Source organism: Novosphingobium sp. MBES04 (genome assembly GCF_000813185.1).
In the GTDB taxonomy this organism is placed as follows: domain Bacteria; phylum Pseudomonadota; class Alphaproteobacteria; order Sphingomonadales; family Sphingomonadaceae; genus Novosphingobium; species Novosphingobium decolorationis.
This window is the reverse complement of record NZ_DF850488.1, coordinates 1-24,763: the sequence shown is the minus strand read 5'-3', so window position 1 is coordinate 24,763 and position 24,763 is coordinate 1. Positions and strand designations below refer to the sequence as shown.

Sequence of the window (24,763 nt, the reverse complement as noted above, 5' to 3'; positions counted from 1 at the left end):
GATGAAGACACGCATTCTACCGATCGCGGCGGGCGCGCTGCTCCTGGCCGGGTGCAACATGGCACCCGACTATGAGCGGCCGACCGGCGCCATTCCCCAGGCCATGCCGCAGGGCGGGGTCTATCCGAGTGCAGCAAGCGATGCCCCGGACATGTCGCGCACGGGCTGGCAGGACTTCTTCCTCGAGGAACGTCTGCGCCAGGTCATCGCGATGGGGCTGGAGGAGAACCGGGATCTGCGCATTGCGGCGGCCAATGTCCTTCAGGCCCGCGCCCAGTTCACCACCCAGCGCGCGGCGTTGTTCCCGACGCTGAGCGCGGGGGGCACCGCGACCTACACCAACAACTTCGCGGCGATGACCGGGCAGACCCAGAACTCGAGCGATATCGAGATCTACCAGGGTACGCTGGGTATCTCGGCCTTCGAACTTGATCTGTTCGGGCGCGTACGCAACCAGTCGCGCGCGGCGCAGGAGCAGTTCTTCGCAAGCGAGGAAGCGCAGCGCTCCACCCGCATCAGCCTGATCGCGGAGATCGCCAACGCCTGGCTGACGATGGCGAGCGATGCGGACCAGCTGGCGCTTGCCCGCCGGACCAAGGATGCTTTCGAGAAGACGCTGGATCTCACGCGGGCGCAGTTCGAGATCGGCACCGGCAGCGAGCTGCAGGTACGCCAGGCCGAAACCAGCTACGAGGGCGCGGTCAACGACATCGCCGTGCTCGAGACTGCGCTGGCGCAGGATCAGAACGCGCTCAACCTGCTGGCCGGGACGACCGTTCCGCGCGAACTGCTGCCCTCGACGCTGGGCACTGAGGATATGGTGCGCCAGGATCTTCCAGTGGGGCTGTCCTCCGATGTTCTCCTCTCGCGTCCCGACGTGCTCCAGGCCGAGCACCAGCTGATCGCCGAGAACGCGAACATCGGCGCGGCGCGCGCGGCCTTCTTCCCGACGATCTCGCTGACGGGCACGCTGGGCACGATCAGCACCGCGCTGTCGGGGCTCTTCAAGGACGGCAGCTACACCTACAACGCCGCGCCTTCGGCCAGCTTGCCGCTGTTCGACGGCGGCGCGCGTTCGGGCAACCTGGCCTATGCCAAGGCGTCCAAGCAGGCTGCGGTGGCCACGTACGAGAAGGCGATCCAGACCGCGTTTCGCGAAGTCAGCGATGCCCTGGCCCAGCGTGGCCGCATCAACGAACAGGTCACGGCGCAGATGCGCCGGACCAAGGCGGCGCAGGTCTCGGCAAACCTGGCCGAGGCACGGTTCCGCAGCGGCGTGGATTCGTTCCTGACGACGCTCGACAGCCAGCGCACGGCCTATGCCGCTGAACAGCAGCTCGTGAATACGCGGCTGCTGGAAGCGACCAACCTGATCGAGCTCTACCGCTCGCTCGGGGGCGGGGCCGATGTCGTGGTCGAGGACCAGACAGGCGCAACCGACTAAGGCGCTTGTGACGGACTAATCTGCAGAAACGCCTCTTCGTCGGGAATGGACGGAGAGGCGTTTTCGCTTGCGGGCAGGGGGCATCAAGTCGCCAGGCGCTCGTCTTTGCGGGGCTGGGCCACCTCGACGCGGTTTCGGCCCAGGTCCTTGGCGCGGTAGAGCGCCGCATCGGCGGTGCGCAGAAGCTTGGCGGCCGGGCAATGGTCGGGCGTGGTCGCCAGTCCGATCGAAACGGTGACCGGGCCAAGCGGCTCCCCATGATGCAGGATTTCGAGGCTCGCGATCCGTGCGCGCAGATCCTCGGCGCGCTCCATAGCCTGCGCGCTGTCGGTGCCGGGTAGCATGACGAGGAACTCCTCGCCGCCGTATCGGAAGATCCGGGTGTCCTCGCGCAAGGCCTGGCGCAGCGCGGTGCCAATGGCGCGCAGGACCGCATCGCCAGCTTCGTGACCAAAGCCGTCGTTGATGCGCTTGAAGTGATCGATGTCCAGCATCAGGAAGGAGAGGACGCCTGCCTCCCGTTCGGCCTTGGCCAGCGAGAGAGGCAGTTCCTCTTCGAAATTGCGGCGGTTGGACAGTCCGGTCAGCGAATCGGTGAGCGCCATGGCCTGGAGGCGCTCGCGCAGCCGCAGGTTGGAAAGCGCGAGGCCGATATTCTCGCTCAGCATCTGGAGATAGTTTTCCGGGAAGCGCTGCTCACCGCGCGCCTTGCGCGACTCGAAGTAGATCAGCCCCAGCGTCTGGCGCTGCGCAATCAGGGGCAGGCAGAGTGTATCGGGAAGCTCGTCCGTGCCATCCAGATCGAGGTGCGCGCAGGGCACGTCGATGGTCTCGCCCGCCGGGCGGTGCGGCAGGCCGCGACGAAGCGCCCAGCAGTCCAACGTCGAAAACGCGCGCCCCGAGTGCTGGGGATCCAGCCAGTTTCCGGTCTCCTCCAGGCGATTGCTGTCCGGGTCGAGCACATAGAGCCGTCCTGCAAAGCCGGGCACGATCTCGGGTACGAAGCGCCGGACCACGTCAGTGAGTGCATCCAGGGTATCGCAGCCCTGCATGCGCTGGGTCATGCGGGCGAGGAGCGCGCGCGAGGCACGTTCGGCCTCCTGGACCGCTTCGAGACGTTGGCGCTCGATGCCGTTCTCGCGGAACACGCGGATCGCCTGGGCCATGTCGCCGATCTCGTCGACATCCTCGTACGTAGGGGCTCCACGCCGTAGTCCTGTGCGGCAAGACGGTTGACGACGTCGGAGAGGCGCACGACCGGGCGCAGGACCCGTCGCTTGAACACGAAGTAGAGGACGCACAGGAACAGGAACGCGGTGATCGCCAGCATGACTTCGGAAGTCGTGCGCCAGATACGCGAAATTCGGGTCGCCTCAGTGATCTCGATTTCGGTACGTTGGTCGAGCTGTTCCTGGAAGCGTTCGACCATGGTGATGGCGCGATCGAGTTCGCGTTCGTATTCGGCGCCGAACAGGATCTGGCGTGCGCGCGGCGTGTTGCCATCGGCCTGCGCGGCGAGCGCCTCTGTCTGTTCATCGCGCAGCGAATCGGCCCAGCGCAGGCCTTCGCGCAGGACCGCGACCTCTCCGGGCGTGGCCCCGGCCTCGGCGATCCGGCGCAGCCGTTCTTCCAGCTTGTCGGTATCGGCCGCCTCGCGGGTGTAGAGCACCTGGTAGGTGGCATCGTCGGTGTTGAGATACTGGCGCGCGCGATCGGTCAGCCGATACACGTCCTCGGCTAGCCGCTCGGTCGCGCGGTCGAGGGCAAAGCGCCGCTCCACGGCGACACGCTCCTGCTCTTGCGCGCTGGAGGAAAGGAGCATCGTCGTGCCGGACACGAGCGTGAGGAGAACCGTGGCCCCGTAGGCCCAATTGGTGATGGTTGCGAGCCGCATGGTCCTCGGCGGTTAGGCGCAGGATGCTAAATTTCGTGTTAAGCCACACGTACTCTCATAGGCCTAATACGCAAAGAGCCCGCTGCAACAGCCCAAGAAAAAGGTGCGTTCGCCCGTACCCGACCAAACTGGCCGGTGAACGATGATCTCGACAATTAGGGGAGGGCGAGGGCGATGGCCCTCGGAACCCTTTTCCCTGAACTTGAAGTCAGGAGATCATCCGGCAAAAACCTCCGCTGTATCGGCATTCCAAGTGCCGCCAAGAAGGCCCTCTGGTGCAAACAGCTGGCGGGCCAATTCGGTGTCCTCGTGGGTCCGGGCCAGCGTCGCCAACTCATCAGCCATGGGGTCTTCGAGTGGGCCGTTCGCGCCGCGCAGATGGCGGAACCAGGCCTTGAGCGCGGCGAGGATGGCCGGGCAGGAGCGCCCGGCCTCACGGTTGGCTTCGAGCGTTTCGAGCCAGCGCTGCGGGATCTTCTGGCTGCCGTCCATCGCGATCTGGGCGAGGCGATGCTCTAGTGCGGGGTTCTCGAAGCGCGCAAGCAGGGCCTGGGCGTAGGCATCCAGGTCCTGGCCGGGCGCGGGTGTCAGCGTGGGGGCGGCCTCCTCGCGCATGAGGTCCTCGATCACCGGGCGGATGGCCGGATCGGCCACGGCCTCGTGCACGAAAGTGTGCCCGGCGGCGAGGCCGATATAGGCGAGCGCGGAGTGCGCGCCGTTCAGCATGCGCAGCTTGGCGGCCTCGTACGGCGTGACCTCGGCTACGATCTGCACGCCGACATCCTCCCAGGCGGGGCGGGGGCCCGCGAAGCGATCCTCGATCACCCACTGGCTGAAGGCCTCGGTGACGACGCAGGCTTCGTCGGCCAGGCCAAGCTGGCGGGCGACAGCCGCGCGGTCGGCGTCGGTCGTCGCGGGCACGATGCGGTCGACCATCGTGCCGGGGAAGGTGCAGGTCTGCGCGATCCAGGCCCCCAGTTCGGGATCGTGATGCGCACACCATTGGCCCAGGAGCCGCTCCAGCGTGCGCCCATTGTCCGCGAGGTTGTCGCACGACAGGAGCGTGAGGCCCGGCAGCCCCAGCGCGCGGCGGCGCGCGAGCCCCTCGCCAAGGAAGCCGTAGATCGAACCTTCATCGGCGCGTGCGAGGTCGAGGCTCCCATCGCCCTTGCGGCAATAGCCCTTCTCGGTGACGGTGAAGCTGGCGATGTGCGTGTCCGGGGCCGCGAGGCGCTCCAGGATCGCGGCACGGTCGTCCGGGCCGACGAGGACTTCGTGGACGGAGCCGACCACGCGCAGGCGCGGCGTGCCCGCACCGCGCTCTGCGACGGTGTAGAGCCCTCCTTGCGGCATGAGCTGCTCGGCCACGCTGGCCGAGCGCAGCGAGACCCCGCAGATGCCCCAGCGCGTATCGCCCGCGTCCATCGCGCGGTCGGTGTACCAGGCCTGGTGCGCGCGGTGGAAGGCGCCGATGCCGAAGTGGACAATGCCCATGCTCGTCTGCGCGCGGTCATGCGCGAAGCGTGTGTCCGCAGGGACGCAGGCCAGGGTCTCAGGCGACAGGCGGGGCAGGGTATCGGTCACAGCTTGTAGGCCTTCTTGGCAAGATCGTAGGCGAGATCGCGGGCGAGTTCGGCCGCTTCCCAGTCTTCCAGGCGGTGCTCCATGACCAGTTCGGCCAGGAAGCCGCAGTCGATCCGGCGCGCCAGGTCGTGGCGCGCGGGGATCGACAGGAAAGCGCGGGTGTCGTCGTTGAAGCCCACGGTGTTATAGAAACCGGCGGTCTCGGTGACCGAGCGGCGGAAGCGGCGCATGCCTTCGGGACTGTCGTGGAACCACCAGGCCGGGCCCAGGCGCAGGCAGGGATAGTGCCCGGCCAGCGGCGCCAGTTCGCGCGCGTAGACGCTCTCGTCCAGCGTGAAGAGGATGAGCGTGAAGTCCGCCTCGTTGCCGAACCGGTCGAGCAGGGGCTTGAGGGCCCGGACGTACTCGGTTGAAACCGGAATGTCGGCGCCCTTGTCGCGCCCGAAACGCTCGAACACGCGGGCGTGTGGTTGCGGAAGGAGCCGGGGTGGAGCTGCATGACGAGCCCGTCCTCCAGGCTCATCGCCGCCATTTCGGTCAGCATCTGGGCGCGGAAGAGTTCGGCATCTCCCGAGGTGCCCTTGCCCGTGACGACCCTGTCGAAGAGCGCTTCGGCCTCGGCGTGGGGGAGGTCGGCCGTGCGTGCGGTGGGGTGGCCGTGGTCGGTGCTCGTCGCGCCATCCGGGCGAAGAAGGCGCGGTGCTGGCGGTGCGCGGCAAGGTAGCCCTGCCATGTGCGGCAATCCTCGCCGGTGATCGCGCTGAAATGGTCAATATTGGCCTGGAAGCCTTCGAACTCGGGGTCGATCACCGGATCGGGGCGGTAGGCGGTGATGACCCGCCCCTGCCAACCCGAGGCGCGGATGGCATCATGGTGCTCCAGCGTGTCGAGCGGGCTCTCTGTGGTCGCGATGACCTCGATGTTGAAGCGCTCGAACAGCGCGCGCGGCGCATAGTCCGGGCTCGCTAGCTTTTCGGTGATGGTGTCGAAGTAGAGATCGCTTGTCTGCGCTTCCAGCGCGACGTCGATCCCGAAGGCTTCGGCAAAGACCCAGTCGAGCCAGATGCGCGAAGGCGTGCCCTGGAACAGGTGGTAGCGTTCGGCAAAGAGGCGCCAGGCTGCGCGCGGATCCGCGCCCGAGCCGCCAAGGCCGAGGTCCTCGAGACGCACGCCTTGCGAATAGAGCATGCGGAAGATGTAGTGATCGGGCGCGAGCAGCAGCTCGGTGGCGTTGCCGAAGGGCGCGTTGGTCGCAAACCAGCGCGGATCGGTGTGCCCGTGGGGGCTGATGATCGGCAGGCCGGCCACGCTCTCATAAAGGTCGCGGGCGAGAGCGCGCGTGGCGGGATCGGCCGGCAGCAGCCGGTCGGGATGCAGGCGTAGCGGTCGGGTCATTGGTGTGTCAGGCGGTCAGCCGGGCGTAGATCGCGCGCTTCGAGCGCGAGGCCTCACGCGCCTTTTCAACCGCCATTTCCTCCGTTGCAAAGAGCAGGCTTTCAAGAACCGCGCTCAGGTGGGCGCGCATGGCGTTGCGTGCGGCGGCGGGATCGCCAGCCCGCAGCGCGTCGAGAATGGCCGAGTGCTCCTCGACCACGGGTTTGATATTGGCGGTGCGCGCCTTGGCATGGACAAGCGCGCATTCCGGTGAGCTCTCGCGCTGGTTCCACAGGTGCTCCACCGCCTCGTAGATGGCGCGGTTGCGCGTTGCGCGGGCGATGCCGAGGTGAAAGTCGCGGTCAGCCAGCTCGCTTTCGGTGACGTCGTTGGTTTCGCGCGCGATGGCCTCGAGCGAGGCGGCGATGGCGGCGATATCCTTTTCGCTCGCCTGCGTGGCGGCAAGAGCCGCGCTCTCGCCCTCGATCAGGAGGCGGGCCTCGGTCAACTCGAAGGCGGTGACGTTGATCCCGGGCTGGGCGGCCGCGCCGGGCATCTGCAGCACGTAGGCGCCCGAGCCCACGCGCACTTCGACCACGCCCTGCACCTCGAGCGCGATCATGGTCTCGCGCACGGTGGTGCGGCTCACGTCATAGCGTGTGGCCAGTTCGCGCTCGGCGGGCAGGCGCGAGCCCACCGGGAACACGCCCTCGGAGATCTCGCGCAGCAGTGTCTGGGAAAGTTCCTGGTAGAGGCGGTCCTGCGGCTTGGCGGGGGCGCTTTCCGAGGTAGAGGCTGGTGCATGTGTCTGTCTGGACATCGAGATCTCGTTGGTCTGACCAATTATTGAAGGATTGACAGACCAATTTAAGGTCGTCAAGACGGGACCTAACGTACCAGTCAGAACTCTGGGGGGAATAGCCAAGATGAAGATTGAAGCGGCCCGCGTGATCGTCACGTGCCCCGGGCGCAATTTCGTGACCTTGAAGATCGTGACCGATCAAGGTGTCTACGGCATCGGCGATGCCACGCTCAACGGCCGGGAAAAGGCAGTGGTTTCCTATCTGGAGGACCATGTCGTGCCGTGCCTTATCGGCATGGACCCGCGCCGGATCGAGGATATCTGGCAGTATCTCTACCGCGGGGCCTATTGGCGGCGCGGTCCGGTGACCATGCGCGCCATCGCGGCGGTCGACATGGCGCTGTGGGATATCAAGGGCAAGATGGCGGGCATGCCGGTCTATGACCTGCTGGGTGGCAAGAGCCGCGAGCGGGTCATGGTCTATGGCCATGCCAACGGCAGCGATATCGACGAGACCGTCGAGGCGGTCGGCCAGTACATCGACATGGGCTACAAGGCGATTCGCGCGCAGACCGGCGTGCCCGGCATCAAGGACGCCTATGGGGTGGGCCGCGGCAAGCTCTACTACGAGCCGGCCGATGCCCAGCTGCCCTCTCTGACCGGGTGGGACACGCGCAAGGCCCTGAATTACGTGCCCAAGATGTTCGAGAAGCTGCGCGCGACCTACGGCTTTGATCACCACCTGCTGCACGATGGGCACCATCGTTATACGCCGCAGGAAGCCGCGAACCTGGGCAAGATGCTCGAGCCCTATCAGCTGTTCTGGCTGGAGGACTGCACCCCGGCCGAGAACCAGGAGGCCTTCCGCCTCGTGCGTGAGCACACGGTAACGCCGCTGGCCGTGGGTGAGATCTTCAATACGATCTGGGACGCCAAGGACCTGATCCAGAACCAGCTCATCGACTATATCCGCGCGACCGTGGTGGGGGCAGGTGGCCTGACGCACTTGCGCCGCATTGCGGATCTGGCATCGCTCTACCAGGTGCGCACCGGTTGCCACGGCGCGACCGACCTGTCGCCTGTCACGATGGGCTGCGCACTCCATTTCGATACCTGGGTGCCCAACTTCGGGATCCAGGAATATATGCGCCACACCGAGGAGACCGACGCGGTCTTCCCGCACGACTACAGCTTCGCCGACGGCCATCTGACGGTGGGGGACACACCCGGTCACGGGGTGGACATCGACGAGGAACTGGCCGCGAAGTACCCCTACAAGCCCGCCTACTTGCCGGTCGCCCGGCTCGAGGACGGGACGATGTGGAACTGGTAGGAGGAACCGGCGACGTGACGCGGATCGTGTGCCTTGGTGAAGCCATGCTCGAACTCTCGCAAATGGGGGAACCGGGCGGCGTACCTGCGGATACGGCCTGGCGCATGGGCTATGGCGGGGACACGCTCAATACCGCCATCCACCTTGCGCGCTTCGGCCATGACGTCGCCTACATGACCGCGCTGGGCACAGATGGCCTGAGCGGCGATCTGGTGGAGAAGTGGCAGGCGCAGGGGCTCGATTGCAGCCTTGTGCTGCGCCATCCCACGCGCCAGCCCGGACTTTACGCGATCGCGACTGATGATGCGGGCGAGCGTACCTTTTCCTACTGGCGCGACACGAGCGCAGCCCGCGCCCTGTTCGAAGGTGGCCCGGTCATGGGCGAGGCTCTGGCCCGGTCCTGCGCCGAAGTGGGTGGGGCAGATCTCTTGTCCTTCTCGCTGATTTCGCTGGCAATCCTTCCCGATACGGGGCGCGAAGCCCTGCTGGACCTGGCCCGCGATGTGCGCGCCAAAGGCGGGAAGGTCGCGCTCGATGGCAATTACCGGACGCGCCTCTGGGACGATGCTGCAACGGCCCGGCACTGGCGCGATGCGGCGATTGCGGTTGCCGATTTCGGCCTGCCTACACTGGAGGACGAGACCCAGATTTCCGGTGAGGACACAGCCGAGGCCGTGGCCGTGCACTGGCAGGAATTGGGCTGCGGCGAGACGGTGGTGAAGCTGGGGGCGCAGGGCTGTCGCCTTCCTGATGGAACCCTCCTTGCGCCGCCACAGCGCCTCGATCCCGTCGATACGAGCGGGGCCGGGGATGCCTTCAATGCGGGTTATCTGGCCGGGCGTCTGCGCGGGATTGGTCCGGCCAGTTCCGCGGCGGCCGGTCACGCCATCGCGGGGTGGGTCATCATGCGTCGGGGGGCCATCCCCGACAGGGATCACGGAGCTCCCTACGGGGCTCCGGCAGCGGCGGCGCCCAGCGGATAGCGCCAGCCGGTCCGCGCGCAACAACGCACCCGGAACAAGGGAGCGCGCGGCAGCACACGGGATACAAGGGAGATGCTTGACGTGAAGACCAACACCCTGGCCGGCCTGGCGCCGATCGTTCTGGGAGTGCCGCTCGTGCTGGGTGTGGGCCCCGTTCAGGCCCGTGCGCCGGGGCCGGGCATGCAGCTTGGTGCCGATGCCGGGCTTCACGCGAGCGGGCGCGCGGTGACGCAGCTCGCCACGGGCTGGCGCTTTCGCAAGGCCAGCGAACTGGACACCTCCGCCGATCCCTCCTCTCCCGATTTCGATGCATCGGGCTGGGCAGCCGTGGCGGTGCCACATACCTGGAACCGCATCGGCACCTACGAGGCTGCGGCGGGTGTCCCCGGAGCCGTGAACCGGGAGCTTGACGACTACCGCGGCGTGGGCTGGTACCGGCTGGAACTGCCTGCGCGAGCTTTGGCACCCGGGCGCAGAGCCTGGCTGGAATTCGATGCGGCAAGCCGGACCGCCGATGTCTGGCTCAACGGCGTCCATCTCGGGCGCCACGAGGGTGGTTTCAGCCGCTTCCGGTTCGAGGCCACGGCCGCACTGCGCGCCGAGGGGCCCAACGTGCTGACCGTCAAGGTCGACAACACCGATCCCGCGCCGGGCAACGCCACGGCCAACACCTTGCCGCTCGCGGGGGACTTCTTCGTGCAGGGCGGGCTCTATCGTCCCGTGCGCCTGATCGAGACCGCCGATGCGCACTTTGCGATGCGCGATTTTGGCGGGCCGGGCGTCTATGCGCAGACCACCGCGATCGCCGATGACCGGGCCCGGATCGAGGTGCTGGCCCGCCTTTCCAACGCACGCGCGGATCGCGCGAAGGCTGCTCTGGAGCTGGAACTGCGCGACCGTGCTGGCAAGCTCGACGCCCGCGTGCGCCGTCCCCTGGAACTGGCTGTGGGTGAAGGGCAGGAGGTGCGCGCGGCGCTGGATGTTGCGGATCCGCACCTGTGGCAGGGCGTTGAGGATCCCTATCTCTACACTCTCGTCGCGCGGTTGCGGGATGGCGCGGGCAATGTCCTTGATACCGTCGAACAGGACTTTGGCATCCGCCAGTTCGCTATCGATCCGGACAAGGGCTTCCTCATCAACGGCAGGCCGGTGCGCCTCCAGGGTGTAGGTCTGCATCAGGACACGATGGCGCACGGCTGGGCGCTCACGCGTGCGGACGTCGCGCGCCAGATCGACACGATCCGCGACATGGGCGCAAACACGGTGCGCCTCACCCATTACCAGCACGGCCAGCCGGTCCATGAACTGGCGGACAAGTATGGCCTTGTGGTCTGGGACGAGATCGCGCTGGTGACCGCCTGGAGCCTCGATCCGGAGGCCGGGCCGGCCCCGGCCGGCATCGTCGCCAACGCGCGCCAGCAGCTTACCGAGTTGATCCGCCAGAACTACAACCATGCCTCGGTCGCGGTCTGGGGCGTGGCGAACGAGGTCGATTTCGGCCCCAACCGGCCCGAGTTCCTGGGCCGGGGGAACAGCGCCGATCCTGCCGATCCCACTCCGCTGGTGGAGGAACTTGTCAGCCTGGCGCAGGCGGAAGACCCCTTGCGCGCTCCGACGCTCGCGACCTGCTGCGAAGGGACGGGTATGCCCAAGGTGCCCGAGGTCGCGGACGCCGTGCCGGTATCGGCGGGCAATCGCTACTTCGGGTGGTACTATGGCAAGCCCGCCTTCGTGGGGGGGCACTTCGATGCCTTGCACGCTGCGCGTCCCGACCAGCCCCAGGCCATTTCCGAGTACGGCGCAGGCGCGGCTTTCTCGATCCATACCGATAATCCGCAGGGCGGCCCCCACGACATGGGTGGGCGCGACCAGCCCGAGGAATACGCCAGCTGGGTGCATGAACAGACCTGGCCGGAGCTAGCCAAACGGCCCTATCTGTGGGGCCGCTGGCTCTGGAATTCGTTCGATTTTGCGACCGTGACGCGCAAGGAAGGCGATTCCACCGACATCAACACCAAGGGTCTGGTCAGCTACGACGGGGCGATCCGCAAGGACGCCTTCTACTACTACCGCGCGCAGTGGTCGGATGCGCCCACGGTCCATGTGACGGGTCGCCGCTATCGCCAGCGTGCCTATCCGGTGACCGACGTTCGGGTCTATTCCAACGCCCCGTCCGTCACGCTGCGCGTTAACGGAGAAGACCTGGGAGCGAAGGGCGATTGTCCGAACCGCGTCTGTGTCTGGCCGGGCGTGCGCCTCGCCTCGGGCGCGAATCGGATCGAGGCCACGGGCCACTTCGCGGACGCCGCAGGCGGAACCCAGGACGTCACGGACGCGATCGACTGGCAGTTGGATACGTCGCGCGCGCACGCCTTCTTCATCGACGCTGGCGCGCTCGTAGCCTCCTCCGGGTATGGCTCGGATGCCTTCTTCAAAGGCGGCGAAGCGGGCACGGCCGATACGCCGCGACGCGGGCGCCCCCCGCTGCGCGCCGAGATCGCGCCTGCTGAGCAGCGCGACGCGCTGGCGCGCTTCCGCAAGGGTGATTTCACCTATCACCTGCCGCTCACACGGGGGCACTACCGCGTGACGTTGCGCTTCATCGAGCCTGAGGCCGCCCCGGGTGAGCGCCGGTTCGACGTGTCGGCCAATGCGGCCAGGGTCCTGAGTAGCCTTGATATTGCCGCTGAGGCGGGGGCCACCAACCGGCTTCTGGCCCGCAGCTTCGAGGTCGATGTGGCGGGGGAAGGGCTCGACCTTGCCTTCACGCCCTCTGCGGGCGCCACGAAACCCGAGGCACTGGTCTCCACCATCGAGGTCGAACGGGCACGATAAGCCCGCCACCGCACAGGGAAGAGGATGAATACGCGAATGGGCCTTTCCAGGATCAAGCTGCGCTGGTGGATGATCAGCCTCGTGACGCTGGGCACGATCATGAATTACCTCGCGCGCTCAACGCTCTCGGTCGCCGCGCCCACGCTCAAGGCCGAGTTCGGGATGTCGACCGAGGATTACAGTTGGGTCATCCTGGCGTTCCAGGCCAGCTACACGGTGATGCAGACGGTTGCGGGAACGCTGCTCGATATCCTGGGTACGCGCCTTGGCTTCTTCATCTTCGCGATGGGCTGGGCGCTCTCCAACATGGGCCACGCTTTTGCCAGCGGCTGGCCGAGCCTCGCGGCCTTTCGCGCCGCGCTTGGTGCGACCGAGGCCGCGGCCATTCCTGCCGGGGCCAAGGTGACGTCCGAGTGGTTTCCGGCGCGCGAGCGCTCGCTGGCGACAAGCTGCTTCCAGATGGGCACCAGTGTGGGCTCGATGCTGGCGCCGCCGCTGGTGGCCTTCTGCATCCTGTGGTGGGGCTGGCAGTCGGCCTTCCTGGTGACGGGCGGCATGAGCGTGCTGTGGGCCCTGATCTGGTGGTTCGGCTACCGCGCGCCCGAACAGCACCCCCGCCTGCCGGCCGAGGATCTTGCCGCGCTGGAGGAGGACCGCAGGGCCAACGCCAGCGAAGTGCGCCCGGCCCGGCGTAGGGAAGTGCTGCGCAGCCGGGGCTTCTGGGGCATTGCCATTCCCCGTTTCCTGGCCGAACCGGCCTGGCAGACTTTCAGCTTCTTCATCCCGCTTTACCTCGTGACGGTGTGGAAGCTGGACCTGCGCGATGTTGCGCTGTGGGCTTGGATGCCGTTCCTGGCGGCCGATTTCGGCTCGCTTGCCGCTGGCATCCTGCCCAATGTCCTCATGCGCCGGGGCGCGGCCATGGTCACCTCGCGCAAGGTGACGATGACGGTGGGCGCGCTGTGCATGCTGGGCCCGGCGTGCATCGGCCTTGCCACCTCGCCTGGCCTTGCCATCGCGCTGTTCTGCGTGGGCGGCTTTGCCCACCAGATGCTGAACGGGGCGCTCATCACGCTGTGCGCCGATGTCTTCGACACCCGTGCGGTTGGCACTGCGAGCGGCATGGCCGGTTCGATCGCCTGGATCGGGGGTATGGTCTTCACCTTCATCATCGGCCAGAGCGCGGATGAATTCGGCTACAACCCGCTTTTCGTGATGCTCGGCGCGCTCGACGTGCTGGCCGCAATCGTCCTGTGGAGCCTCCTGCGTACGCCGAGAGGCAAGGCGCCCCGCGTTGCGGCGACCGGGGGCTGAGCCCAAGCCGAAGCAATCATTGCCGCTTGGCCCCTTCACCAGCCCTGGCTGAGCCGGCAGGCAAAAGGTGAGGCGGCCAGTTTTGGGAGCCCGAGGGCGATGGCCCTCGGACCGTCCTTTTCTCCTCTTCCAGACCTTCAGGGCACCGGGGCGTTCCGCCTCCTGCTAGCTCGCCGCATCGATGACGTTCGGGCCCGCCTGTTCCCGGATCCGCGCGATCAGCCAAGCGACGCCATCGTCGTGGGCGCGGGTCTCGTGGAAATGGACGATCTGGCGCAGCGGCGGCAGGTCTACGGGGAGAGGGGCGCAGGCAAGGCCGAACTGCGCGCGCACGATGCGCGCGAAGCGGCTGTGCATCAGGGTCAGTCGGCGCGTGCCCGCAAGCAGCCAGGGAACGGCGGTGAAGGACGGCGCGGTGACTTCGATGCGGCGGGTATGTCCGATCGTGTCGAGCTGGTGGTCTCCGACGGTCGCGCTGCGCTCATTGCCGACCGAGACCGCGACAAAGCCGTAGTGGAGCATTTCCTCGAGCGTGAAGGCGCCTGCAAAGATGGGGTGGTCGGGCGCGCCGACGAGAACGTAATGCTCCTCGTAGAGCAGTTGCGAGGGGACGCCGGGGATGGCGTATTCGCTGGGGGCGATGACGATGTCGGCCTCGCCCCGGCGCAGGCTTTCGGCTGCCGCCTGGCTTGGCAGGAGCAGCTGGAGGGCAATCCCCGGAGCCTCGTGCGCCAGGTCGCGCAGCAGGGGGGCGAGCACGGCGGCCATCACGTAGTCGGACGTCACCACGCGAAAGGTGCGCCGCGCGCGGGCCGGGTCGAAGCTGCTCGAGGTCGCGAGCGCGCCCTCGGCGCTGCGCAGGCATTCGCGCACGCGAGGCAGGAGGGTTTCGGCCAGCGGAGTCGGGTACATCCGGCGCCCCCGCACCACCAGCAGCTCATCTCCGAAGAAATCGCGCAGCCGGGCAAGCGCCGCGCTGGTCGCCGGCTGGCTGAGACCGATCTTCTCGCCGGCGCGCGCGGTGCTGCGCGTTTCCATCAGGGCCTCGAACGCGACGAAGAGATTGAGGTCCATCCCTTTGAAACGCATGTAAAGTATCTCCTCTCCACAGCGCCTGGGATGCCCAAGGGCGGCGCCGTTGAAATTGTTCATACCAATTTGGTTTCCAAATTGAAATCAACTCAAACAATCAGTTTTTCTTTTGAATGCGATCGCCGTACCAATCCCTCACGGGCCCCGCATGAAGGGCACACAGGGAGATGATGATGCGAAGGAACCTTTCTGCCGTCCTGCTTTCCGCGACGATTCTCGGCGGTCTTGCCGGACAGGCGCACGCCCAGACCGGCGGGCAGGACAATGCCGCGCCGGCTGCCGAGCCGGCCTTCAACGAGATCATCGTCTCGGCCCAGCGTCGCAGCGAAAGCCTGCAGGACGTTCCGCTCAGCCTTTCGGCCGTGACGAGCGATGCGCTGGAAACGCGCCAGATCAACAACCTCGCCAGTCTCTCGGCCGCGGCTCCCAGCCTCCAGGTTGATGCCGACAACAACTTCTCGGTGCGCGGCGTGGGGACGCTCTCGTTCTCGAACACGATCGACACCAGCGTGGCGTTGGCGATGGACGAGGTGAACCTGGGCCGCCCGGATCTGGGCGCGCCGATGCTCATGGATGTGGAGCGCGTCGAAGTGCTCAACGGCCCGCAGGGGCTGCTCTTCGGCAAGAACGCGTCGGCCGGTCTCATCAACATCGTGACCGCACGCCCCGTCATCGGCGAATTCAGCGGCAGCACCGAGATCCAGGCGAGCAACCGCGCGACCCCGCAGGCCGATCGCAACGCGCCCGCGATCATCGCCAAGCAGGTGCTGAACATTCCGGTGTCCGAAAACTCGGCGCTGCGTCTCAACGCGCTCTATGGTTATCAGGAATCGCCGTTGACCCGCATCGTGGGTGTCGACACGGGCGATATCCCCTACATCAATGTGCCGCGCCGCAACCATGATGCGGACCGCAACATGCAGTTCAAGGCCAAGTACCTCTATGAGGGCATGTCGGGACTGAGTGTCTACCTTATCGGCGACTACAACCGGATCAAGTCGGGTCTCAGCCGCTTCAACCAGACCTACCGCCAGGTCGAAGCCGACAGTCCCGTCAACGACATCGTGGCCGATGCCGGCAGCGAGATCGGTCCGGACATGTTCCTGGAGCTCACCAATGGTGGCTTCTACCAGGACCTGAAGACGGGCGGCGCGCAGGCGGCGGTCAGCTACGAGTTCGATTCCGGCTTCCAGATCTCGAACATCTTTGCCTGGCGCTATTCCAACACGGATCAGAACCTGGACGTGGACGCGCTGCCGGTCTCGGACGTCGATACCAACTACAGCACCACCAACTACGACCAGTTCACCAACGAACTGCGCCTGATCCTGCCGGACACGAGCCGGCTCACCGGGCAGGCGGGCCTGTTCTTCCTGTCCTCCAGGCTCAATGCGACCAACCTCCTGGCGGGCAACCAGTCGATGCCCGACTTCGTGCTCTCGGGCTTCCCGTTCTGCGTGGGGGCGACGGTGACGCCGGGCGGTCCGCCCAACTGCAGCGTGTCCAACGACTTCTTCCTGGGCCGTTCCTACGATGCGACGCTCGACACCACGAGCTATGCCGCGTTCGGCCAGCTGACTTATGAACTGGCCGACGGCCTCACCGTCTTTGGCGGTGGCCGCGTCACGCGTGACCAGGTCGACCTCGATGTCGAGCAGGGCCAGGTGCGCACCTTCGTCAACCTGGGCGTCGATCCCGGCACGTTCGAGGACAGCTACAAGAACACCAACTTCAGCTGGAAGCTGGGCGGCCAGTACGAGCCGACCGAGGACATCATGTTCTATGGCTTCTACGGCCGTGGCTACAAGGGGCCGGGCTTCAACACGACCGCGATCACCGGTGATGATGGCATTGCCCGCGTCGTGCCGATTGATCCGGAGACCTCGGATGCCTTCGAGATCGGCATCAAGACGAGCTGGTTCGATCACCGCCTGACGCTCAACGTCTCGGCCTTCCAGACCAAGTTCGACAACTTCCAGGTCCAGTCCTTCGACACGGCCCTGCGTACCTTCGTTGTCCAGAACGCGGCCAAGGTGAAGTCGCGCGGCGTGGAAGTGACGCTGGGGGCCCGTCCGGTGCCGGGTCTCTCGATCGATGCGAGCGCGACCTTCCTCGATGCGACCTACGACGATTTCCCGGGCGCGGAATGCTACATCGGGCAGAGCGATTGCGGTCCCGACGGGACGTTCAACGCGGGCGGCCAGACCCTGCCGCTCTCGCCCAAATTCACCAGCACCGTCCAGGCCATGTATGAGCTTCCGGTTTCGGGTCCGGTCGTACCCTTCATTCAGGGCAACTGGTACCATCGCTCAAGCGTGAACTACCTCATCAACGGGGCTCCGGGCGCGGACTATGGCGCGGCGGACACCTTCGGGTTCAGCGCGGGTGTCAACTTCAACGACCGGCTGCGCGCCAGCCTGTTCTGCAACAACTGCACCAACGAACACATCCCCTCCAGCATCATCACCGATGCCGGGGAGGCCAACGCGGGACGCCTCGCCTTCACTCAGCGCTATGGCCTGAATGCGGTGCGCCAGATCGGGTTCCAGCTCCAGTTCGACTATTGATCGAGGGACCAACGCAAAGAACGCCATACGAAAATCGGCGCCTGGTCCGCTCTTGGCAAGGAGCGGACCAGGCGCCAAGCGGAGAGTGAAACCATGAAACAGTGCGATATCCTGGTCGTTGGCGGCGGGATCGGCGGCTTGTCTGCCGCGATTTCGCTGACCCGCGCGGGCCATAGCGTTACCGTGATCGAGAAGGACCCGAGCTGGTCGGTCTATGGCGTGGGGATCATCCAGCAGTCGAACGTGGTGCGCGCGATGGACCAGCTGGGCGTGCTCGACGCCTTCCTTGACGCGGCCAGCGGGTTCGATGCGGTCGAGATCTTCATTCCCGATGGCACCAAGGTTGCCCGCGTGCCGACGCCTGCCCTGGTCGAGGGCAAGCCCGCCAATGTCGGCATCGGCCGCCAGGCGCTGCAGAAGGTGCTGGGCGACACCGCGCAGGAGCTGGGCGCGACGATCCGCCTGGGGGTGACGGCGCAGGCCATCGCCGAGACGCCCGAGGGCGTGGCCGTCACGTTCGCGGACGGCAGCGAGGCCCGCTACGACTTTATCGTGGGCTGTGACGGGGTCTATTCGCAGACCCGCGAGATGATCCTGCCCGAGGCTGAGAAGCCGGTCTTCACCGGGCAGTCGGTCTGGCGCTACAACCTGCCGCGCCCGGCGGACATGGACGCTCTTCAGGTCTACAACGGGCGCACCGGGATCGGTCTCGTGCCGATGAGCGCGGATCTCATGTACATGTTCGTGACTACGCATGAGCCGGATAATCCCCGCTACCCCCGCGAGGGGCTGGCCGCCGCGATGCGCGCCAAGCTGGAAGGTACCGCGCCCCAGATCCGCGCGCTCGCCGAGCAGATCACCGAGGACGAGGGCGTCGTCTACCGCCCGCTCGAGGGCCATTTCCTCTACGGCCCCTGGTCGAAGGGCAAGGTGGTGCTGCTGGGCGATGCCGTTCACGCGACCACGCCGCATCTGGGGCAGGGCGCAGGGATGGCCATCGAGGATGCGCTCGTGCTGGCCGAGGAAGTGGGCCGCGCGGACACGCCCGAGGAGGCGTTCGAGGCGTACCGTACCCGACGTTTCGAACGCTGCCGCTACATCGTCGAGAGTTCGCTTGCGATCTGCAACGGGCAGATCGGCAAGGGCCCACCGGTCGATAACCAGCAGGCGACAGCCGAGATGTTTGCCGTCGTCGCCGAACCGATCTGAGCCACTTTTCCCTTTCGAATGAGGACCCTTCAATGAGCCGAGTGACCGAAATCCGCTATGTCGGCTATGGCGTCGAGAACTTTGATGCCGAGCGTGCCTTCTACAAGGACGACTGGGGCCTGGTCGAAGTGGACGCGACCGCTGACATGGCCTGGTTCAAGACCCATGGCCACGACGAACACCACGTGGTGCGTCTCCACAAGGCCGAGGTGAACCACATCGAGGTGATCGCCCTGGCCGCCGATACGCGGGCCGATGTCGACGAACTCTTTGCCCGGATCGAGGCGGCAGGGTGCAAGGTGATCTTCGCGCCGCGTGAACTCGACGCACCGGGCGGGGGCTATGGCTTCCGCTTCTTCTCGCCCGACGGCCTGCCCTTCGAGGTGTCCGCCGAAGTCGCGCGGCTCGAAAAGCGCGCGATGGAGCGTTGGGATGGGATGCCGGTCAAGATCAGCCACATTGTCATGCATTCGCCCGATCATCAGGCCATGGTGAAGTTCTTCTGCGATGTCCTGGGCTTCAAGGTCAGCGACTGGCTGGGCGACTTCATGTGCTTCCTGCGCTGCAACGACGCGCACCACCGGGTCGCGATCCTGCCCGGACCGCCGTGCCTCAACCATGTCGCCTACGATATGCTGACCATCGATGACATGTTCCGTGGGGCCGGCCGTCTCAAGAAGCGCGGCACCGACATCAAGTGGGGGCCGGGCCGACACACGGCAGGCAACAACACGTTCAGCTACTTCGTGACCCCGGGCGGCTTTGTCACCGAATACACTTCCGAACTCGACGAGGTGGATTTCGAGACGCATGAATACGTGGTCCACAAGCCCGAACCGGGCGTCATGGACCAGTGGGGCACGGGTGTCGGCGGTCCGCAGACCATGCCGCACCCCGCGCCGGACGCCAAACTCTTCCAGCCAGCAGAGGTGTGATCTACCGTGGCTCTCTTTGAATATTTCCCCAATTATATCTGGAACCTCTCGGTCTCGATCGCGATGGAATCGGGCGCTCAGATCGGTGAGATCATCGATATGTGCAAGCCGATCCGCGACGCGGCAAACAGCGGTGCGGATGCCGGTACCCCGCAGTTCATGAAGGCGTGGGCCGAGATGGGCGACAAGCTCCTCGACCTTGCCGCCGAGGACGAGGCCAAGGGGCGGGCTTTTTCCGCCTCGGACAAGCTGGAGCGCGCCTCGCTCTATCTCTTCATCGCCGAGCGCATGCAGGGCCATGGTGCGCCCGGTCGTAAGGAAACCTTCGCCAAGGCGCGCGAAGCCTTCGAACGTTCGGCCAAGCTGGGCCGGATCAACCGCGAGCGAGTGGAAATCCCGCTGGCAGCCGGCACGATGCCCGCGCTGTTCACCCGCGCGCCCGGCAGCGAGACGACGCCGGCACCGTGCGTGGTCTATTGCAACGGTCTCGATAGCAACAAGGAGCTGCTCTACTGGAGCCGCCTGCCCGAAGCCCTGGCGCGCCGCGGAATCTCGACCCTGTGCGTCGACCAGCCCGGTTCGGGCGAGGCGCTGCGCCTCCAGGGTCTTCCGGTCGATCCGCACTCGGAAAGCTGGGCCAGCAAGGCGATCGACTGGCTGGAACAGCAAAGCGAAGTTGATCCCAAGGCGATCGGCATGACGGGCATTTCGCTGGGCGGCCACTTTGCGCCGCGCGCGGTGGCCTATGAGCCGCGCTTTGCCAGCGGTGCGGTCTGGGGTGCGAACCACAACTGGCGCGAAGTGCAGGACAAGCGCATGGCGCGCGAGGGCGAGAACCCCGTACCGCACTACTGGGCGCATGTGCACTGGGCCTTCGGGGCCGAGGGCCAGGAGGACTTCCTCGAGAAATCGAAGGACATGAACCTCAATGGCCACATGGACCGCATCGCGGTGCCCTTTCTTGTCACCCACGGCGCCAACGACCGCCAGATCAGCCCGGCGTATGCCGATGACCTTTACGACCAGCTCGTCAATTCGCCGCGCCGCGAGAAGGTGATCTTCACCGCGCGCGAGGGCGGGGTCGAGCACGTGGGCGCGGACAACATGGCCTATGGCCGCGATGTCATCGCCGACTGGTTCGCCGAGACGCTGGGCGGGCACACCGCCTGATCCGTTCGCGCGCACCAGGCCGCAGGCAAGAGCGGCCCGGTGCGACGGCGGTGCGCCCGGGCCCGCTCTCTCCTCCGCCCGGGCGTGCTCGCCAGCTATTTTTATCGGGAGCCTGTGCCATGTCGCCTGCCACGCGCTATATCCGCACCGAGACCGCGATCAGCGTCGCGATCAATGCGGTCCTGTCCGCTCTGGCCTTCGTGCTGGTGTTCGGGCTGCGCGGGCCGGTACCGGTCTGGGGGCCAGGCGGGTTGGTCCTTGACGGGCTGCCCCAGGGCTTCATGATCGCGCTGATGAGCACGCTCGTACCCGGTGTCCTGACCGTGCGGCGGCTGCGACGTGGTGCGTTGGCACCCGACGCCCTGCGCGATGGCGCCCTTGCTGCGCGGCTGCCTGCAAACCTTCTCCTGCGCGCGCTGGTGCTGGCGCTGCTGACGGCGCTGGGCGCGATGGCGATCCTTGCGCTTGCCGGCTTTCTCGCGGGCGCGCCGGGCGTTGTGAACTGGAGCCTGGCGCTGTGCGGGAAAGTCCTGCTTGGCGCGCTGCTGGCCGTTCTCGTAACTCCTTTCGCGCTGCGCGCGGCCCTGGCCACGCCGCTGCGCTAGTCGTCGATTCCTCTCATTCCTTTCCGAACAGGACTGCCGCCATGACCCGACGCTTCATCGACCTCTCGATCACCTTGTGCAACGACGTGGTCTCCGATCCGCCCTTCATGCGCCCCGAGATCACCTACCAGGACCACATGGACACCGCGTCGGAGCTGGATGTCTTCTTCCCCGGCGTCACGGCCGAAGATACGCCCGATGGTGCCGGTTTTGCTGCGTCGGAGTGGATCAAGCTTACCACCCACAACGGCACGCACCTCGATGCGCCCTATCATTTCCACCCGACGATGGATGCCCGCGAAGGCGAACCGCGCCGCTCGATGACGATTGACGAAGTGCCGCTCGAGTGGTGCTTCCAGTCCGGGGTAAAGCTCGATTTCCGCCACTTTCCCGACGGCTACGTGGTCACGGCAAGGGACGTCGAGGACGAGCTGGCCCGGATCGGGCACGAGCTGAAGCCGCTCGACATCGTTCTGGTCAACACGGCTGCGGGCGCGGCGCTGGGGCAGCCCGACTTCCTCAGCAAGGGCTGCGGCATGGGTTACGAGGCGACCATGTACCTCACCGAGCGCGGGGTGCGCGTCACCGGCACCGACGCCTGGTCCTGGGACGCGCCCTTCAACCACACCGCCGAGAAGGTGAAGGAAACGGGCGACACTTCGCTGATCTGGGAAGGCCACAAGGCCGGGCGTGACATCGGTTACTGCCACCTGGAAAAGATGCACAACCTCGAGGCGCTGCCGCCCCATGGCTTCACCGTCTCGTGCTTCCCCCACAAGATCAAGGGCGCATCGGCGGGCTGGACTCGTGCGGTCGCCATCATCGAGGACGAGGACTGACACCATGCGACTTGCCACTCTTGCCGACGGCACGCCGGACGGATCTCTGGTCCTGGCCTCGCGCGATGGGACGCGGTGCCTCACGGCGCCGGTGCCCAACCTCCTCACCGCGATCGAGAACTGGGACGTACTGGAGCCGCAGCTTGCCGCGCTCGCCGAGCGTGTCGAGGCAGGGGAGGGTGAGGCCCTCGACCCCGCACGGCTCCTCGCGCCCTTGCCGCGCACCTGGCAGTGGCTCGACGGCTCGGCCTTCGGGACCCACGGCCACCTCATGCAGATCGCGTTCGGACTGCCGCCGGTCGAGAGCGATCGCCCGCTCATGTACCAAGGCATGTCCGACCGTTTCTACGCGGGCAGCGCCGACATTCCCTTCCTCGATGAGGCGGACGGCATCGATTTTGAAGGCGAGTTCGGCGTGATCCTCGATGCCGTGCCGATGGGCGTCACGCCCGAAGAGGCCGCAGGGCACATCAAGCTGGTGGTGCAGATCAACGACTGGTCGCTGCGCGCGATTGCCCCGGCTGAGATGAAGACCGGCTTCGGCTGGGTTCAGGCCAAGCCCGCCTGCTCGATGGCGCCCTTCGCGGTCAGCCCGGATGCGCTGGGGGCGCAATGGACCGACACTGGCCGGGTTGCGCTCGATCTCGTCGTCGAACGCAGCGGGCAGCCGTTCGGCCATGCCAATGGCGGGGCGATGGACGTGGGCTTTCCCGAGCTCGTGGCGCATGCGGCGCGCACGCGCGATCTGGTTGCGGGCACGATTATCGGTTCGGGAACGGTCTCCAGCCCCGACTACGCAGAGGTCGGATCGAGCTGCATCTCCGAGGTCCGCGCGATCGAGATGATCGCAAGTGGCGCGGCCTCAAGCCCGTTCCTCCAGTTCGGGGAAGAGGTCTTCATGGAAGCGCGCACGGACGACGGCTGGGCGCCCTTCGGCACCATTCGCCAGAAAGTCGTGCCGGCCTGAGTATACGGGCCCATTGAAGGAGTATGAGGAGGGGTGGGCGCTCGGAAGGCGTCCAGCCCCTCTTCGCGTTGCCGCGCAGGGAGGCGCTTCCTCGCGGCCCGTTCGTGTGCGCACGCGCGGTTACATGCACCGACTTCGTCGGAGCTGCGCTCTCGGGAAAGAACGATGGCTGGGGGGGCGATGGCGGCATTCTTATTGTATTGAATTGTTCATACAATTTTGGATCTTTGGTGTCGATTGCCAGCCCATTCGCGATAGGGTTGGAGGGCTGCAGTGGGATATTCTGAGCCTTCTTCCAAAAGTGCGGCAACGCATCTTTGGAGCGGGATCGACACGGTGCTGCATCCTTGCCGAAGCCAACCTCGTCCACTCGGTCGGGAGCGTGGGCGGCTCCCATGACAACGCCTTGGCAGAGACGATCAACGGTCTCTGCAAGGTCGAGGTCCTCTGGCGCCAGCGTTCCTGGCCAAGCGTATCCGCGGTGGAAATGGCGACGTTGCGCTGGGTGGAATGGTTCACCAACAACCGCTTCTTCGGCCCCATCGGCGACATCCCGTCGGCGAGGCCGAAGCGAACTACTATGCGGCCCTCGAGACCCTCGATATCGTTGCCTGACTCAAACCAAACGGCCTCCGGAAAGCCCGGGACGCTCCACTGCGTGTTTCTTGGCGGTTCTGCCGACATAGATGACAGCGGCGGCGCTCATCAAGGTCAGGCCTGCCAAAGGCATCAGGGCAAGCACATAACTTCCTGTTGCCTCGTGGATGAAGCCGTAGGCATTGACCATCAGGCCTCCGCCGATGAGGTTGGACGTCGCGTTGATGGCCGCAATGCCCGCGGCGGCGGTGCTGCCCGACAGCCATGTCGATGCCATGCTCCAGAACGGTCCCTTGAAGCAGTAGGCCCCAACCAGCACGAATGTGAGCAGCATCACTGTCGGGACGAGTCCCGTCACGACGAACGTGCCAACCGCCCCGAGTGTAATAAGCATGAGCGGCAGGGCGGTGTGCCAGCGCCGTTCGTTGGTGCGGTCCGAATGGCGCCCCCACAAGATCATCGCGACCGAGGCGATGCCGTAGGGAATCGAATTGACAAGGCCCGTCTGCAGATCCGTCAGGCCGAAGGATTTCAGGAGCTGGGGCTGCCAAACGCTCAGCATGCTGCCGGCTGCAGAGGCGCCCGAACAGGCTATGACCATGGCCCAGAATGCCGGCGTCACGGCCAGGCGCCAGGCCGAACCATGGACCAGCGGCTTGCTCGAACCCGTCGCTGCAAGAGCCGAATTGAGCCAGGCTTTCTCCTCGTCGTCCAGCCAGGCGGCGTCGTCCGGCCGGTCGGTCAGCATCTTGAGGCAGGCGACGCCCAGCATGACGGTGGGCAAGCCTTCCAGAATGAACAGCCATTGCCAGCCACGCAGACCTGCAATGCCATCCATCGCCAGAAGCAGGCCGGAGAGTGGTGAACCGATGAAGCTGGAAACCGGAATGGCGAACGCGAAGAGGGCTAGCGTACGGCCGCGATAGCCCGGCGGCATCCAGTATGTCAGATAAAGGATGATGCCAGGGAAGAAGCCCGCTTCGGCGATCCCCAGCGCGAAGCGCATGACGTAGAAGGATTCCGCGTTCCAGACCAGCGACATCGCGGTGGACACCAGGCCCCAGGAAATCATGATCCGGGCGATCCAGAACCGCGCCCCGACCTTCTGCAACATCAGGTTGCTAGGCACTTCCATTAGGAAGTAGGCCACGAAGAACAGACTTGCACCGAAGCCGAAGACCGTACTGCTAAGTCCTATGTCCGCATTCATCTGCAAGGA

The 24,763-nt window shown here is 66.0% G+C and carries 18 protein-coding genes and 2 pseudogenes; 13 read left to right on the top strand and 7 right to left on the bottom strand.

Annotation, left to right across the window (positions count from 1 at the left end; translation table 11 throughout):
• Nucleotide 1 precedes the first annotated feature (1 nt).
• Nucleotides 2-1,444, top strand: coding sequence for an efflux transporter outer membrane subunit (locus tag MBENS4_RS00090; protein WP_039387931.1), 1,443 nt, complete (start codon nt 2-4; stop codon nt 1,442-1,444).
• An 83-nt stretch (nt 1,445-1,527) separates the two neighbouring features.
• Here MBENS4_RS00090 and MBENS4_RS27320 read toward each other — a convergent pair whose 3' ends face one another.
• The 5 genes and pseudogenes from MBENS4_RS27320 to MBENS4_RS00070 form a co-directional block, all read right to left on the bottom strand.
• Nucleotides 1,528-2,610, bottom strand: coding sequence for a sensor domain-containing diguanylate cyclase (locus MBENS4_RS27320; protein ID WP_340140779.1), 1,083 nt, complete (start codon nt 2,608-2,610; stop codon nt 1,528-1,530).
• The gene (locus tag MBENS4_RS27315) at nt 2,505-3,338 is read right to left on the bottom strand and encodes a hypothetical protein (RefSeq protein WP_340140778.1); all 834 of its coding nucleotides are present in this window, start codon (nt 3,336-3,338) and stop codon (nt 2,505-2,507) included. The genes MBENS4_RS27320 and MBENS4_RS27315 overlap by 106 nt, the downstream gene beginning before the upstream one ends.
• A 216-nt stretch (nt 3,339-3,554) precedes the next feature.
• On the bottom strand, nt 3,555-4,922 hold the full coding sequence (locus MBENS4_RS00080; protein ID WP_242404713.1) for a mannitol dehydrogenase family protein: 1,368 nt from the start codon (nt 4,920-4,922) through the stop codon (nt 3,555-3,557).
• Nucleotides 4,919-6,317, bottom strand: a pseudogene (uxaC, locus tag MBENS4_RS00075) (glucuronate isomerase). The gene MBENS4_RS00080 and the pseudogene uxaC overlap by 4 nt, the downstream one beginning before the upstream one ends.
• Nucleotides 6,318-6,324: 7 nt before the next feature.
• The gene (locus MBENS4_RS00070) at nt 6,325-7,116 is read right to left on the bottom strand and encodes a FadR/GntR family transcriptional regulator (protein WP_039387929.1); all 792 of its coding nucleotides are present in this window, start codon (nt 7,114-7,116) and stop codon (nt 6,325-6,327) included.
• Nucleotides 7,117-7,222: 106 nt separating this feature from the next.
• Between MBENS4_RS00070 and manD the strand changes: the two genes are divergently transcribed.
• The 4 genes from manD to MBENS4_RS00050 all read left to right on the top strand — a co-directional run bounded on the left by manD (nt 7,223) and on the right by MBENS4_RS00050 (nt 13,563).
• Nucleotides 7,223-8,431 carry a D-mannonate dehydratase ManD gene (manD, locus tag MBENS4_RS00065; protein ID WP_039387927.1) on the top strand — a complete coding sequence of 403 codons (1,209 nt, stop codon included), beginning with the start codon at nt 7,223-7,225 and terminating at the stop codon, nt 8,429-8,431.
• Nucleotides 8,419-9,414, top strand: coding sequence for a sugar kinase (locus MBENS4_RS00060; RefSeq protein WP_084591890.1), 996 nt, complete (start codon nt 8,419-8,421; stop codon nt 9,412-9,414). The genes manD and MBENS4_RS00060 overlap by 13 nt, the downstream gene beginning before the upstream one ends.
• An 81-nt stretch (nt 9,415-9,495) precedes the next feature.
• Nucleotides 9,496-12,249 (top strand): glycoside hydrolase family 2 TIM barrel-domain containing protein, encoded by a 2,754-nt coding sequence (locus MBENS4_RS00055; RefSeq protein WP_242404712.1) that lies wholly within the window; start codon nt 9,496-9,498, stop codon nt 12,247-12,249.
• 24 nt (nt 12,250-12,273) lie between these two features.
• Nucleotides 12,274-13,563 (top strand): MFS transporter, encoded by a 1,290-nt coding sequence (locus MBENS4_RS00050; protein WP_052321887.1) that lies wholly within the window; start codon nt 12,274-12,276, stop codon nt 13,561-13,563.
• Between the two features lie 165 nt (nt 13,564-13,728).
• Here MBENS4_RS00050 and MBENS4_RS00045 read toward each other — a convergent pair whose 3' ends face one another.
• Entirely contained in the window at nt 13,729-14,652 is a 924-nt protein-coding gene (locus tag MBENS4_RS00045) for a LysR family transcriptional regulator (protein WP_039387922.1), read from the bottom strand.
• Nucleotides 14,653-14,822: 170 nt separating this feature from the next.
• Between MBENS4_RS00045 and MBENS4_RS00040 the strand changes: the two genes are divergently transcribed.
• The 8 genes and pseudogenes from MBENS4_RS00040 to MBENS4_RS24495 form a co-directional block, all read left to right on the top strand.
• On the top strand, nt 14,823-17,222 hold the full coding sequence (locus MBENS4_RS00040; RefSeq protein ID WP_242404711.1) for a TonB-dependent receptor: 2,400 nt from the start codon (nt 14,823-14,825) through the stop codon (nt 17,220-17,222).
• A 93-nt stretch (nt 17,223-17,315) separates the two neighbouring features.
• Nucleotides 17,316-18,431, top strand: a complete 1,116-nt coding sequence (locus MBENS4_RS00035) for an FAD-dependent oxidoreductase (protein ID WP_039387921.1) — start codon at nt 17,316-17,318, stop codon at nt 18,429-18,431.
• Between the two features lie 32 nt (nt 18,432-18,463).
• Nucleotides 18,464-19,366, top strand: a complete 903-nt coding sequence (locus MBENS4_RS00030; RefSeq protein WP_039387920.1) for a VOC family protein — start codon at nt 18,464-18,466, stop codon at nt 19,364-19,366.
• Between the two features lie 6 nt (nt 19,367-19,372).
• A complete protein-coding gene (locus MBENS4_RS00025) occupies nt 19,373-20,536 on the top strand; it encodes an alpha/beta hydrolase family protein (protein ID WP_039387919.1) in 1,164 nt (387 codons plus the stop codon).
• A 119-nt stretch (nt 20,537-20,655) separates the two neighbouring features.
• Complete coding sequence (locus MBENS4_RS00020; protein WP_039387918.1) at nt 20,656-21,141, top strand: hypothetical protein; 486 nt, start codon at nt 20,656-20,658, stop codon at nt 21,139-21,141.
• A gap of 41 nt (nt 21,142-21,182) precedes the next feature.
• Nucleotides 21,183-21,980, top strand: a complete 798-nt coding sequence (locus MBENS4_RS00015) for a cyclase family protein (protein WP_039387917.1) — start codon at nt 21,183-21,185, stop codon at nt 21,978-21,980.
• A gap of 4 nt (nt 21,981-21,984) precedes the next feature.
• Nucleotides 21,985-22,947: a fumarylacetoacetate hydrolase family protein gene (locus tag MBENS4_RS00010; protein ID WP_039387916.1), complete on the top strand. Its 963-nt coding sequence runs from the start codon at nt 21,985-21,987 to the stop codon at nt 22,945-22,947.
• A gap of 346 nt (nt 22,948-23,293) precedes the next feature.
• Nucleotides 23,294-23,562: pseudogene (locus MBENS4_RS24495) on the top strand (IS3 family transposase); the annotation flags it as partial.
• Nucleotide 23,563: 1 nt separating this feature from the next.
• Here MBENS4_RS24495 and MBENS4_RS00005 read toward each other — a convergent pair.
• A partial coding sequence (locus tag MBENS4_RS00005) for an MFS transporter (protein WP_039387915.1) occupies nt 23,564-24,763 on the bottom strand: 1,200 nt, incomplete at its 5' end.